Source organism: Mesorhizobium sp. WSM4817 (assembly GCF_055811135.1).
Genome location: NZ_JBVVQQ010000007.1, coordinates 1 through 13,411, shown reverse-complemented (window position 1 = coordinate 13,411; position 13,411 = coordinate 1). Strand labels below are relative to the sequence as shown.

Genomic DNA, 13,411 nt, shown 5'->3' with positions numbered 1-13,411 from the left:
TTCGGGATGGATTCCCGCGACGCGCTTTAAGTTCTCGTTTTTATGCAGTCGCTATCGCAAAACCGCTGCGCACCCTCCGGTCAGGCCCGCATGCTTGGGCGACATGCATTAGCTGTCGGAGAGCTTCACAATCTCCCACTCCCTGCCGTTCACCACGGCAATTTCGCCGATCCTCTTGCCGAACAAGGCCAAGGCCATCGGTGAAACATGGGAAATCGTCCCCTTGGCCGGATCGGCCTCATCCTCGCCGACAATCCTCCAGTGCACCTTCCTGCCGTCATCGCCTTCCAGCGTGACGCCCATGCCGAAGCGAACCAGGTCGCTGCCCGGATCCGGCACGGAAAGCTCGGCGCTTTCACGCCGCGCGGTCCAGTAGCGCAGGTCGCGCGAGATGAGCGCGATGCGCTCGCGGTCGGCCCTCTTTTCCGCTCTGCCCAGATCGTCGCGCAGGGCAGCCAGTTCGGCATCGATCAGCGCCAGGCCGCGTTGCGTCACCAGATTGCGATGGTGGCTGATCGGCCGCTCGCCGATGCCGGCGATGGCGTTTTCGCTATCTTCTTCGCGCGTGAAGGCTCTGCTCATCAGTCGAGCTTATGCCTCGCGTGGCGACTCCACAAGCTATTGCCGGCAAACCGGATCTGCCGATCCGGCGTGACACGATTCCTGCGGCGCGACGGCCGGACACTCGGACTCTGTGCGGATATGCGCATCTGACCATCGGACGCAATCCTGGGAGCCGAAGCCCGTTCTCAGCCCAGCGCAGCAGTGGGGCGGAGTGAGCCGACCTTGGCGCCGATCCGGTTTTCCACGGGCGGATGTGCCTGTTCGACCAGTATCGCCGCCAGCGCCTTGTCGGCGTGCAAAACCTTGGCCATGCAGGCCGCGACCATGACTTCAGCGGCGCGGCCGGCGCCATCATCGCATTTCAGCGCAATGCCAAGGCCAAGCTCGGGAAGTGCCGCGCAATAGACGCCTTCGGCCCCTCCCTTCACAAAAATCCGGCCTGACGCGGCCTGCATCAGCGCAACATCAGCCCTGCCCGTCCCAGCGACGAAAAATGGCTCGGCCATGCAGGCGGAAAGCAGCCGCTTTGCGGCTTTGGCGCGAATGGGTTCAAAGCCAATACCTGTCGCCATGCGGGCAAAGCCGAGCGCGAAGCTGCGTAGCGGCACGGCATAGGTCGGGATCGAGCAGCCGTCAGTGCCGCAATGATCGACATCATGGGCAGCACCGGTCACCGCTTGCATTGCATCTCGCACCATGTCCTGCGAGGCATGGCCTGATTTGACATAGCCGCGATGAGCGACGCCGGCGTGGACGCAGGTGCAGAGAAAGCCCGCATGCTTGCCAGAACAATTGTTGTGCAGCGCGTTTGGCGAGGTGCCGGCACGGGCGAGCGCAACTGTCGCGTCATGGCTTGACGGCCAATGCGCGCCGCATTCCAGCGCCGTGTCGTCCAGCCCGGCTTTGGCCAGCATCGCCCGCGCCAGTTCGACATGCGCCGGCTCGCCGGAATGCGAAGCGCAGGCCAGCGCCAGTTCGCGGTCGCCGAAACCGTACGCATCGGCGGCGCCGCTTTCGACCAGCGGCAGCGCCTGGATCGCCTTGACCGCCGAGCGCGGGAACACCGGACGGGTCGTATCGCCGATTTCCCAGACCGGCGTGCCGTCGGCATCGAAGACCGCAATGGCGCCACGATGCGCGCTCTCGACCACGGTGCCGCGCAAAACTTCGACCAGAACCGGATTCGTCATGAGTTCCCCGCTAACGCATGACCTCGAAAAATCGGATTCGATTTCGAGGATCATGCGTCAAATCAAAATGTTACAGCGTCCTTTGCGCGTCCGGAAGGACGCGCGGCGCTGTAATGCGGGCCGCTTTTATCTGATCCGATCGAGAATGGAAACGTAGTTGGCGACGGCGGCGCCGCCCATATTGAAGATGCCGCCGAGCTTTGCTCCGGGCACCTGGATGCCGCCGGCCTCGCCGACGAGCTGCATCGCGCTCAGCACATGCATCGAGACGCCGGTGGCGCCGATTGGATGGCCCTTGGCCTTCAGCCCGCCTGACGGATTGATCGGCAGCCGACCGTCCTTCGCCGTCTCGCCGTCCATCGCCAGTTTTGCGCCCTCGCCCGATTTCGCCAGGCCCATCGCCTCATATTCGATCAGCTCGGCGATGGTGAAGCAGTCATGCGTCTCGACGAAGGACAAATCGTCGAGCGTCACACCGGCCTTGTTCAGCGCCTGGTTCCACGCCTGCTCGCAACCCTCGAATGCCAGGATGTCACGCTTCGACATCGGCAGGAAATCCTGCACATGCTCGTTGGCGCGGAAAGCGACGGCGCGGCGCATCTTCAATGCCGTCGCCGTGTCGGCAAGCACCAGGGCGGCGGCGCCGTCCGAGACCAGCGAGCAGTCGGTACGCTTCAGGGGACCGGCGACGAAGGGGTTCTTCTCGCTCTCGTGCCGGCAGAACTCATAGCCGAAATCCTTGCGCATCTGCGCATAGGGATTGTCGACGCCGTTCCTGTGGTTCTTGGCGGCGATCATTGCCAGCGCGTCCGACTGGTCGCCATAGCGTTGGAAGTAGGCTTGCGCGATCTGGCCGAAAACGCCGGCGAAGCCTGCCGGCGTGTCGCCCTCTTCGGGCAGATAAGAGGCCTTGAGAAGATTCTTGCCGATTTCTGGACCTGATGTCGTCGTCATCTGCTCGGCGCCGACCACCAGCACGATGCGCGCCGCATTGGCGTCGATGGCACGGATGCCTTGCCTGACCGCCGCCGAGCCGGTGGCGCAGGCGTTCTCGACCCGCGTCGCCGGCTTGAAGCGCAGCCGGTCGTCGGCCTGCAGGACCAAGCTTGCGGTGAAATCCTGTGCGGAAAAGCCGGCATTGAAGTGGCCGAGCACAATCTCGTCGACCTCGTCCGGACCGATGCCGGCATGTTCGAGCGCCTCGCTAGCCACCTTGGTGATCAGACCCTCCAGCGTCTCGCCTTCGAGCTTGCCGAAGCGCGAATGCGCCCAGCCGACGATGCATGCTGTCATGGTTATCTCCATCCCTGCGGGCCGGGCTACGCGATGTGGCGGCGCGCTATCAACATTGTTCAAGAATGAACCGTTCCAGCGACTTCGTAAAGGGGCCAGAACCACACAACCACTTGATCTTGATATCTGGTCACGGCAGCCGACATTTGCCACACAATCGCGTCGGATTTTTGTTGATTGATCCGTCAATAAAAAATAATCTTGCCGCAACGGACCGGAGCAAAGATGCCGAAAATCGGAATGGAGCCGCTGCGCCGCAGGGCGCTGATCGACGCGACGATCTCGGCGATCGGCGAGCGCGGTTCGCTTGATGTGACGATGTCGGAAATCGCCGGTCGAGCCGGGGTGTCCTCGGCGCTCGCCCATCACTATTTCGGCGCCAAGGACGAACTTTTGCTGGCGACGATGCGGCACATCCTGGCCGAGTTGACCGCCGACATGCGGCGCGCGCTTCGATCGGCCAGCACGCCACGCCAGCGCGTTTCGGCGGTGGTCGCGGTCAATTTCTCCGACGCCCAGTTCCAGCCGGAAACGATAGCCGCCTGGCTCGCCTTCTATGTCGAGGCGCAGAAATCGCCAGCGCTGCGCCGGCTGCTCAAGGTCTATGCGCGACGCCTGCATTCCAATCTGTTGAGCGGGCTGACCTGCATCCTGCCGAGAAGCGAAGCCGACCGCGTCGCCGAGGCGACAGCGGCGCTGATCGACGGGCTCTACATCAGGCGCGCGCTGAAGGACGGCGTGCCCAATGCCGCGACCGCGATCGCGCTGATCGAGGACTATCTCGAAACGAAACTCGGCCGGCGGAGCGCGCAGTGACGTCGAAGCGACCCAATTTTCTGATCGTCATGGTCGATCAGCTCAACGGCACATTGTTCCCGGATGGGCCGGCGGACTTCCTGCATGCGCCGCATCTGAAGGCGCTGGCGGCTCGTTCGGCGCGCTTCAAGAACAATTACACCGCCTCGCCGCTCTGCGCGCCGGGCCGTGCGGCGTTCATGAGCGGCCAGTTGCCGTCGCGCACCGAGGTCTATGACAATGCCGCCGAATTCGCCTCGTCGATCCCGACCTATGCGCATCATCTGCGTGCCGCCGGCTACCACGCCTGCCTGTCCGGCAAGATGCATTTCGTCGGGCCGGATCAGTTGCATGGTTTCGAGGAGCGGCTGACCACCGACATCTATCCGGCCGATTTCGGTTGGACGCCGGATTATCGCAAGCCCGGCGAGCGGATCGACTGGTGGTATCACAATCTCGGCTCGGTGGCCGGCGCCGGCGTCGCCGAGATCACCAACCAGATGGAATATGACGACGAAGTCGCTTTTCACGCGGTGCAGAAGCTTTATGATTTCGCCCGCGTCTCGGACGATGCCGCGCGCCGGCCGTGGTGCCTGACCGTCTCCTTCACCCATCCGCACGACCCCTATGTCGCGCGCCGGCGCTATTGGGATCTCTACGAGGATTGCCCGGCGCTCGAGCCGGAAGTCGGCTTCATCCCCTATGACGAACAGGATCCGCATTCGCAGCGGCTTTACCGCGCCAGCGACTATGACAGTTTCGACATCACCGGCGAGCAGATCCGCCGCGCGCGGCGCGGCTATTTCGCCAGCATCTCCTATCTCGACGACAAGGTCGGCGAACTGCTGTCGGTGCTCGAGCGCACGCGGATGCTCGACGACACGATCATCCTGTTCTGCTCCGATCACGGCGACATGCTCGGCGAGCGCGGCCTGTGGTTCAAGATGTGCTTCTTCGAGGGCTCGGCGCGGGTGCCGCTGATGATCGCCGGAAAAGACATTTCGGCCATCCTGATCGACGCACCGGTCTCCAATCTCGACGTCGTGCCGACGCTTTGCGACCTCGCCGGCATCGACATGAGCGGGATTGCGCCATGGACCGACGGCCAGTCGCTGCTGCCGCTGCTCGACGGCAAGACGCGCACTGAACCTGTGCTGATGGAATATGCGGCCGAAGGCTCCAACGCACCGATGGTGGCGATCCGCGAGGGCCGTTACAAATTCATCCATTGCGAGATCGATCCGCCGCAACTGTTTGATCTTGAATCGGATCCGCGGGAATTGACCAACCTCGCCGCCGACCCGGCGCACGCGGCTTTGGTGGCTTCTTTCACCGATAAGGTCCGGGCGCGCTGGGACATGGCTGCCTTCGATGCCGCCGTACGCGCCAGCCAGGCGCGCCGCTGGGTGGTCTATCCGGCGCTGCGCAACGGCACGCATTACCCCTGGGAATTCCAGCCGCTGCAGAAGGCCTCGGAACGTTACATGCGCAACCACATGAACCTCGACCTGCTCGAAGAGCAGAAGCGCTTTCCACGAGGCGAATGATGACAACCCAGGTCCCCTCCCTCGATCACCTCAAACAGGCCTATGCCGTCACCGCCAAGGCGACGCAGATCACGCCGCTGCTGGAATCGGCGGCCTTGGCCAGAGAGACCGGCGCCTTGCGCGTCTTCGTCAAGCCGGAGTCGCTGCAATGGGCGGGTTCCTTCAAGGTGCGCGGCGCCTATTGGCGGCTGAAGCGGCTTTCGCCCGATGAAGCCAGGAAGGGCGTCGTCGCCTATTCCTCGGGCAATTTTGCGCAAGGGCTGGCCGCCGCCGGCCAGGCGCTGGGCATTCCAGTGACGATCGTCATGCCGATCGACGCGCCGGCCGCCAAGCGCGACGCAACGACCGGCTATGGCGCGCGCGTGGTGCTGACCGACCATGGCGAGCGCGCGCGTGAGGAGGTTGCGGCCGCCACGGCGCGAGAGATCGCCGAGACCGAGGGGCTGGCGCTGCTGCATCCGTTCGATGACCCCGAGATCGTCGCCGGCCAGGCTGGTGCCGGGCTGGAGGCACTCGAGCAACTCGATGCCAGGAATGCCAGCGCCGATCTGCTGTTCTGCGCGGTCGGCGGCGGCGGGCTGATCGGCGGCGTTTCGCTGGCTTTCCACTATCTGTCGGCGGCGACCGAGATCATTGGCGTCGAGCCGGAAGGTTTCGACGGAATGGGCGCGTCGCTGGCGCATGGCGTCATCGAAACCATGCCGATCGGGCCGAAATCGATATGCGACGGGCTGATGGCGCGCAGGCCCGGCGACGCGCCGTTCGCGGCGGTCAGGACCGCGGGCGTTCGCGGCATCACCGTCGACGATCAATCGGTGCGCGGCGCGATGCGCGTCGCCTTCGAACGGTTGAAGCTGGTGCTGGAACCTTCGGGCGCTGCATCGCTGGCGGCGCTGCTCGGCGGCAAGGTGGATGTGAGCGGCAAGAGCGTGCTCGTGGTGGCAACCGGCGGCAATGTCTCGCTCGCCGATTTCATGACGCATATGAACGATGGGCGCATATGAACCATGCTTGAGGCGGATTTCGTCATCATCGGCGCCGGCTCGGCCGGCTCGGCCATGGCCTACCGGCTGTCGGAGGATGGCAAATATTCGGTGATCGTCATCGAATTTGGCGGCAGCGACATCGGGCCGCTGATCCAGATGCCGTCGGCGCTGTCGATCCCGCTCAATATGAGCCTCTACGACTGGGGTTTTGCCAGCGAGCCGGAGCCGCATCTCGGCGGCCGTGTGCTGGCGACGCCGCGCGGCAAGGTCATCGGCGGCTCGTCCTCGATCAACGGCATGGTCTATGTACGCGGTCACGCCCGCGATTTCGACCATTGGGCCGAACAGGGCGCGGCTGGCTGGGGGTTTGCCGACGTGCTCCCCTACTTCAAGCGCATGGAGGACGCCAACGGCGGCGAGAATGGCTGGCGCGGCCACGGCGGCCCGCTGACCGTGCAGCGCGGCTCAAGGACGAATCCACTCTACGGCGCCTTCGTCGAGGCAGGCCGTCAGGCCGGCTTCGAGCTGACCGACGACTACAACGGCGCGAAGCAGGAAGGCTTTGGTCCGATGGAGCAGACCATTCGCGGCGGCCGCCGCTGGTCGGCGGCGAGTGCCTATCTCAGGCCGGCGCTGAGGCGGAAAAATGTAAGCCTGGTCAAGGGCTTCGCCCGACGGGTGATCATCGAGAATCAACGCGCCACCGGTGTCGAGATCGAAGTGCGCAGACGGATTCAGGTGATCAAGGCGCGGCGTGAAGTGATCGTTGCCGCCTCCTCGATCAATTCGCCCAAGATCCTGATGCTGTCCGGCATCGGCCCGGCCCAACATCTGAGGGAATACGGCATTCCGGTGGTCGCCGAACGGCCCGGCGTCGGCCGCAACCTGCAGGACCATATGGAACTCTACATCCAGCAGGAATCGACGCAGCCGATCACGCTGAATTCGGTGCTGAACCCGTTCTCCAAGGCGCTGATCGGCGCGCAATGGCTGTTCTTCAAATCGGGCCTCGGCGCAACCAACCATTTCGAGGCGGCCGCCTTCGTGCGCTCGCGCGCCGGCGTCGACTATCCCGACATCCAGTATCATTTCATCCCGGCGGCGGTCCGCTATGACGGCAAGGCGGCGGCGAAAGCGCATGGTTTCCAGGCGCATGTCGGGCCGATGCGATCAAAGTCGCGCGGTTCCGTCACGCTGCGCTCGCCCGATCCCGGCTCGAAGCCGGTGATCCGTTTCAACTACATGTCGCATCCGGACGACTGGATCGAGTTCCGCCACTGCATCCGGCTGACGCGCGAGATCTTCGGCCAGTCGGCCTTCGATGCCTATCGCGGCAAGGAGATCTCGCCGGGCTCGCACGTGCAGTCGGACGACGATCTCGATGCCTTCATCCGCGATCACGCCGAAAGCGCCTACCACCCTTGCGGCACTTGCAAGATGGGCCGCAAGGATGATCCGATGAGCGTCGTCGATCCGCAATGCCGTGTCATCGGCGTCGACGGGCTGCGGATCGCCGATTCTTCGATCTTCCCGCGCGTCACCAACGGCAATCTCAACGCGCCGTCAATCATGACCGGCGAAAAGGCCGCCGACCACATTCTCGGCCGCACGCCGCTGGCGCCGTCCAACCAGGAACCATGGATCAATCCGCGCTGGCAGGTGTCGGATCGATAGAACGACGTTCGTCCATTCGGACGCACAAGCGCTCTATCGCTTTTTTAGTCCTCGCATCGTGCTTTCCGAAAATCGATTCCGATTTTCGGGCCGATGCGATAAGCGATGATCCGGCGGTGTCTGCCCGCCGGTCGCATCGAAAGACAATTTGGAGAAGGTCCCATGCGCGCCCAGCCAAAGGCATCGCACTATGTCAACGGACGCTACATCGACGATGAGCAAGGTGCGCCGCTGGCGGTCATCTATCCGGCAACCGGCGAGACCATCGCGATGCTGCGTTCGGCGACGCCGAACGTGCTGGAACTGGCGATCGAAGCAGCGCGTGCAGCACAACCGGCCTGGGCGCGGCTGAAGCCGGTCGAGCGCGGGCGCATCCTGCGCCGCGCCGCCGACATATTGCGCGTGCGCAACGCCGACCTGGCGCGCATCGAGACGCTGGATACCGGCAAGGCGATCCAGGAGACGCTGGTGGCGGACGCGCCATCGGCAGCCGACTGCCTCGAATATTTCGGCGGCGCGGTCGCTGCCTATAATGGCGAGTCCGTTGATCTCGGCGGCGCCTTTGCCTATACAAGGCGCGAGGCGCTGGGCGTCTGCGTCGGCATCGGCGCCTGGAACTACCCGATCCAGATCGCCGGCTGGAAATCGGCGCCGGCACTCGCCATGGGCAACGCCATGGTGTTCAAGCCGTCGGAGAACACGCCGCTGTCGGCGCTGGCGCTCGCCGAAATCTACACCGAGGCCGGCCTGCCCGATGGGCTGTTCAACGTCGTGCAGGGCTATGGCGATGTCGGCGCCGGCCTCGTCGGCCACGATGTCGTCGCCAAGGTTTCGGTGACCGGCTCGGTGCCGACCGGCCGCAAGGTGCTGTCGCTCGCCGGCTCGAAGATGAAGCATGCCACCATGGAGCTTGGCGGCAAGTCGCCGCTGATCGTCTTCGACGATGCCGATCTCGAAAATGCCATCGGCGGCGCCATGCTCGGCAATTTCTATTCGGCCGGCCAGATCTGCTCCAACGGCACGCGGGTGTTCGTGCAGAAGGGCATCCACGACCGTTTCGTCGAACGGCTGGTCGAGCGGACCAAGAAAATCCGTATCGGCGATCCGCTTGACCAGGAAACGCAGATGGGGCCGCTGGTCTCCAAGGCGCAGCATGAAAAGGTCATCGGCTATATCGAGGCCGGCAAGCAAGATGGCGCTGTGCTCGCCTGCGGCGGCAATGTACCTTCGCTGCAAGGTTTCCAAGGCGGCTTCTTCGTCGAGCCGACGGTCTTCACCGGCGTCACCGACACGATGCGCATCGCGCGCGAGGAGATTTTCGGGCCTGTCATGAGCGTGCTGAAATTCGACGGTGAGGACGAGGTGATCGACCGCGCCAACGATACCGAATTCGGCCTTGCCGCCGGCGTGTTCACGCGCGACCTGCCGCGCGCCCACCGCGTCATCGCCGAGCTGCAGGCCGGCACCTGCTGGATCAACGCCTACAACCTGACGCCGGTCGAAATTCCCTTCGGCGGCTTCAAGCAGTCAGGAATCGGGCGAGAAAACTCGCTTGCCGCGTTGGCACTCTATTCGCAGTTGAAGTCGGTCTATGTCGAGACCGGCGACGTTGCGAGCCCCTATTGAGGCTCACCGCGCCGCCGTCCGGAGACCTTAGAGACTGTTCGAAATTCGCTCTGGCGAGTCATATGGTGGTGGTTTCGAGAACCGGCGCGCAGCGGACATTAGAGTGCCGCGCGTCCATTTGACGCGCAAAGGACGCTCTAACACTTTGGTTGGCGCATGATCCTTTCCGGAAACCGAAATCGGTTTCCGGGTCATGCGCTGGTCCGTGAGCGCCGGAAGCGCAGAAAACGCCATCAGATGGCCGCCAGAGTAGAATTTCCAAACAGTCTCTTAGAAGGTCTGGTTGTAGGCGCCGACCTCAGGGCTGCGGCGCAGCACCGCATCGACGGCTTCGAACATCTGCCGGCGCCGTTCGGACGACACCGGGCTCTCCACCACGACGACAAGCTCCGGCTTGTTCGACGACGCCCGCACCAGGCCCCAGGTGCCGTCCTCGGCAACGACGCGAACGCCATTGACGGTGATCAGCTCGGCGATCTTCTGGCCGGCGAAGATGGCGCCGTCATGCTTCATGGCTTGAAAGTCGGAAACGACCCGCTCGACCACGCCATATTTCAGCTCGTCGGCGCAGTGCGGCGACATGGTCGGCGTGCCGAAAGTCAGCGGCAGGTCGCGATAGAGATCGGCCATGCTGCTTGTCGGGCTGCGATCCAGCATCTCGCAGATGGCGATGGCTGTGATCAGACCATCATCATAGCCGCGCCCGATCGGCGGGTTGAAGAAGAAATGACCGGATTTCTCGAAACCGGCGATGGCGCCAAGCTCGGCCACGCGCCGCTTTATATAGGAGTGGCCGGTCTTCCAATAATCGGTGACGGCGCCATCGGCGCGCAGCGCGGCGTCGGTATTGAACAATCCGGTCGACTTGACGTCGACGACGAAGGTCGAGCCTGGATGCAGGCGCGCAATGTCGCGCGCGAGCATGACGCCGACCTTGTCGGCGAAGATCTCGTTGCCTTCATTGTCGACCACGCCGCAGCGGTCGCCATCGCCGTCGAAGCCAAGCCCGACATCTGCTCCTGTCTCCAGCACCTTGTCGCGGATCGCGTGCAGCATCTTCATGTCTTCGGGATTGGGGTTGTAGTTCGGAAACCTATGATCGAGCTCGACATCGAGCGGGATCACCTCGCAGCCGATCCGTTCCAGCGCTTCAGGTGCAAAAGCGCCGGCAGTGCCGTTGCCGCAGGCGGCGACCACCTTGAGCTTTCTCGCTATGCGCTTGTCGCGGGTCAGGTCGTCGAGATAGATCTTGCGGAAATCCGCAACGAAGTCATAGGAGCCGCCGCCGACCAGGTCGAAGTCGCCGGCAAGCACGATCGCCTTCAATGCGCTCATTTCCTCCGGACCGAAAGTCAGCGGACGCGCCGCCCCCATCTTGACGCCGCTCCAGCCGTTCTCGTTGTGCGAGGCGGTGACCATGGCGACAGACGGCGTGTCGAGCGCGAACTGGGCGAAATAAGCCATCGGCGATAGCGCCAACCCGATATCCCTAACCCGCGCGCCGGCCGCCATCAGCCCGGAAACCAGCGCCAGCTTGATCGCCAGCGAATAGGAGCGGAAATCATGCCCGGTCACGATATCTGGTCCGGCGCCCAGGCGCCGGATCAGCGTGCCGAGCCCCATGCCAAGCGCCTGGACACCGATCAGGTTGAGCTCCGGCGGCTCGGCAGAGCCCGGATGGCCGAACCACCAGCGCGCATCATACTCACGAAAGCCGGACGCCTTGATCAGCGCCGAGGTTTCAAACTCGAAGGTGTTGGGAAGGGCTTCACTAACGATCTTCAGGGACAAGACAGCAACTCCAAGCGGCTGGATTCAGAGTGGTTTCAACGCAGGTGGCCATGCCTATAACACGAGCCGTTAAGCGGTGTTTATCCCGCAGGGAACTGAAACCTGTATGACGTTAGAGCGAAACGGCAAGAAATGCGACAGAAGCGCTGCCATTGGTGCTTGCAGGAACGAAGTACGGCGGCTATAAGCCCGCGGTCTGGTCACGGAGTGTAGCGCAGCCTGGTAGCGCACATCGTTCGGGACGATGGGGTCGCAGGTTCAAATCCTGCCACTCCGACCAGAAAAAACAATGGGTTAGGCATCCCGAATTCTGCCTGCCCCACAGATATCCCCACTGAAAAGATGGAAAAGCATCTAGGCCGCTCGATGGAGCTGGCAGACGCATAACTATTTAACTGCGACACGCTATTGCTGCCATTTCACCCGCCAACCCCAGGTCGGCTGTTCCGGCACATACCCACTCGCGATTTTGCAGAATCTGAGGCCGCGCCATCTAAACTATGTCTGCTTCGCGCACCATTGGCGCTGTGCCCGGGACTTAGGCGGATCGGACACCGCCGGCACCGGCGAATCGTCCAACGATCTTGCCCAGCGTTCGCAGCGTCCAGGCCAGCGGCGCCAGAACCATCCTCAGCAGAGAAGCCAGGACAAGACAGAGTATAAGGTAGGCCGCAAAGGCGCCGAGCCAGGCCGGGAGACCTGCTTGTTCGGCTATCCAACCGGCCGCGTTTGTCAGAAGGTGAGGTCGCGTGATCGCCACATAGGGAAGTGCGACGACGGCGGCGACACCGGCTGCGGTACCGACGGCGGAAAGCGATTGGAACGCACCTTTGCCTGCAGCCCTCAGATGTGAGATCCGCACAGTTCCGCGACCAGCTGCGGCCACCGGTGCCCTCGCAACCCGCAATGCCTTGGCTGCGGCGCCCATGCCCCCGACGACGATTGCCGCATCGAAGGCCGCCCAACCCATCTCGTCCCAGGTCGGAAGCCGCTCGCCGCGGGTGATCACCCCTTCCAGGTCGGAAACGCCGCCCAGGACTATGTTCTTCGCACCAAGCAGCGTGCGGGTGAGCTGTCTGCGGACTGCTGTTCCGTCAACGATCTCGAACTCCGACAGCATCTCATGCCCGCGATCCTTGAGCTCGCGAATGGCAATAAGCCCATATTGCTCCGGCGAAATCTGGGCGAGGCCGAATCCCACCTGCCGGTCGTCCCACAGGCTCGAGAGGCCCTGACCGATGGTTTCCTGCAACAAGTACTGCGACGATCCATTCTTCACGAAGTAAGCAATCACCGGCACGACCGGATGGCCGAGACGGTCGAAAACCTCCACGAAATCCGCATCCTCGCCATAGACGAGGAGCACTCTGGCTGCATCGTCGCCATATTTCGCCGCTGCCTCATGCCAGCCGAGCCCGCCTGCCGCGCAGGCTGCAAGAACCCATGGCCGAGCCTGCTCAACAGCTTTGCTGCTGAGCGGGCAGCGGGTGTCGTCCCGGCGAACTTCCTCCGCCAGCGCGGCTCGCATGACGTCATCCTCGAAGTGATGGGGCTCCAGCCATTCCCATCTGAGCGTCAGGACGATCGCCACAACGAGTGAGGCTGCTAGCAGATATCTCATTCTCAAGGGGGCATCCTCCCGCAGTCATGCATGCCAAGACGTGCCGAAGCTATCAGCCAATCCCGATGAAGCGATCGTTAGTTCTGGGATGTGGTGGAAATTTGCTGGAGGGTGGCCGACAGCGGACGTTCCGTTTTCCACCAAACCTCGGCGTTCATGGTCATTTTTGGCCGACAGCGGACTGGCAGCTTCGGGCTGCGAATATTCAACAGCGGACATTCAAGTTGGTGTGGGCATCGTCGTGACCTGACCCAAAGCTGTCATTTCGCCCGTACGTGTCGTAGCTTCTAATGGCTCTGCCGATGGGAGGGATCATATCCGAGC

10 protein-coding genes and 1 tRNA gene are annotated in these 13,411 nt (G+C 63.2%); 6 read left to right on the top strand and 5 right to left on the bottom strand.

Annotation, left to right across the window (positions count from 1 at the left end; genetic code table 11):
- Nucleotides 1–108: 108 nt before the first annotated feature.
- The 3 genes from greA to AC0L2K_RS12030 all read right to left on the bottom strand — a co-directional run bounded on the left by greA (nt 109) and on the right by AC0L2K_RS12030 (nt 3,047).
- Nucleotides 109–582, bottom strand: coding sequence for a transcription elongation factor GreA (gene greA, locus AC0L2K_RS12040; protein ID WP_287244318.1), 474 nt, complete (start codon nt 580–582; stop codon nt 109–111).
- Nucleotides 583–749: 167 nt separating this feature from the next.
- A complete protein-coding gene (locus tag AC0L2K_RS12035) occupies nt 750–1,754 on the bottom strand; it encodes an asparaginase (protein ID WP_473531439.1) in 1,005 nt (334 codons plus the stop codon).
- Nucleotides 1,755–1,880: 126 nt separating this feature from the next.
- Nucleotides 1,881–3,047 (bottom strand): acetyl-CoA acetyltransferase, encoded by a 1,167-nt coding sequence (locus tag AC0L2K_RS12030; RefSeq protein ID WP_473531438.1) that lies wholly within the window; start codon nt 3,045–3,047, stop codon nt 1,881–1,883.
- 225 nt (nt 3,048–3,272) lie between these two features.
- Here AC0L2K_RS12030 and betI point away from each other — a divergent pair, with 225 nt between their 5' ends.
- From betI to betB, 5 genes are all read left to right on the top strand, one after another.
- The gene (gene betI / locus AC0L2K_RS12025) at nt 3,273–3,863 is read left to right on the top strand and encodes a choline-binding transcriptional repressor BetI (protein WP_287289196.1); all 591 of its coding nucleotides are present in this window, start codon (nt 3,273–3,275) and stop codon (nt 3,861–3,863) included.
- Nucleotides 3,860–5,389: a choline-sulfatase gene (betC, locus tag AC0L2K_RS12020; RefSeq protein WP_287173937.1), complete on the top strand. Its 1,530-nt coding sequence runs from the start codon at nt 3,860–3,862 to the stop codon at nt 5,387–5,389. Before betI ends, betC begins: the two co-directional genes overlap by 4 nt.
- Nucleotides 5,386–6,393, top strand: coding sequence for a threonine/serine dehydratase (locus AC0L2K_RS12015; protein ID WP_473531437.1), 1,008 nt, complete (start codon nt 5,386–5,388; stop codon nt 6,391–6,393). Before betC ends, AC0L2K_RS12015 begins: the two co-directional genes overlap by 4 nt.
- A gap of 3 nt (nt 6,394–6,396) precedes the next feature.
- Nucleotides 6,397–8,049: a choline dehydrogenase gene (betA, locus tag AC0L2K_RS12010; protein ID WP_473531436.1), complete on the top strand. Its 1,653-nt coding sequence runs from the start codon at nt 6,397–6,399 to the stop codon at nt 8,047–8,049.
- 162 nt (nt 8,050–8,211) lie between these two features.
- Entirely contained in the window at nt 8,212–9,675 is a 1,464-nt protein-coding gene (gene betB, locus AC0L2K_RS12005) for a betaine-aldehyde dehydrogenase (protein ID WP_473531435.1), read from the top strand.
- A gap of 270 nt (nt 9,676–9,945) precedes the next feature.
- On the opposite strand, the gene AC0L2K_RS12000 is transcribed toward betB, so the two are convergent.
- Nucleotides 9,946–11,466, bottom strand: a complete 1,521-nt coding sequence (locus AC0L2K_RS12000; RefSeq protein WP_128168021.1) for a phosphomannomutase/phosphoglucomutase — start codon at nt 11,464–11,466, stop codon at nt 9,946–9,948.
- Between the two features lie 203 nt (nt 11,467–11,669).
- On the opposite strand from AC0L2K_RS12000, the gene AC0L2K_RS11995 reads away from it, so the two are divergent.
- Nucleotides 11,670–11,746: transfer RNA gene (locus AC0L2K_RS11995), tRNA-Pro, on the top strand.
- 258 nt (nt 11,747–12,004) lie between these two features.
- Here AC0L2K_RS11995 and AC0L2K_RS11990 read toward each other — a convergent pair.
- On the bottom strand, nt 12,005–13,087 hold the full coding sequence (locus AC0L2K_RS11990; protein WP_473531434.1) for a hypothetical protein: 1,083 nt from the start codon (nt 13,085–13,087) through the stop codon (nt 12,005–12,007).
- Between the last annotated feature and the right edge of the window lie 324 nt (nt 13,088–13,411).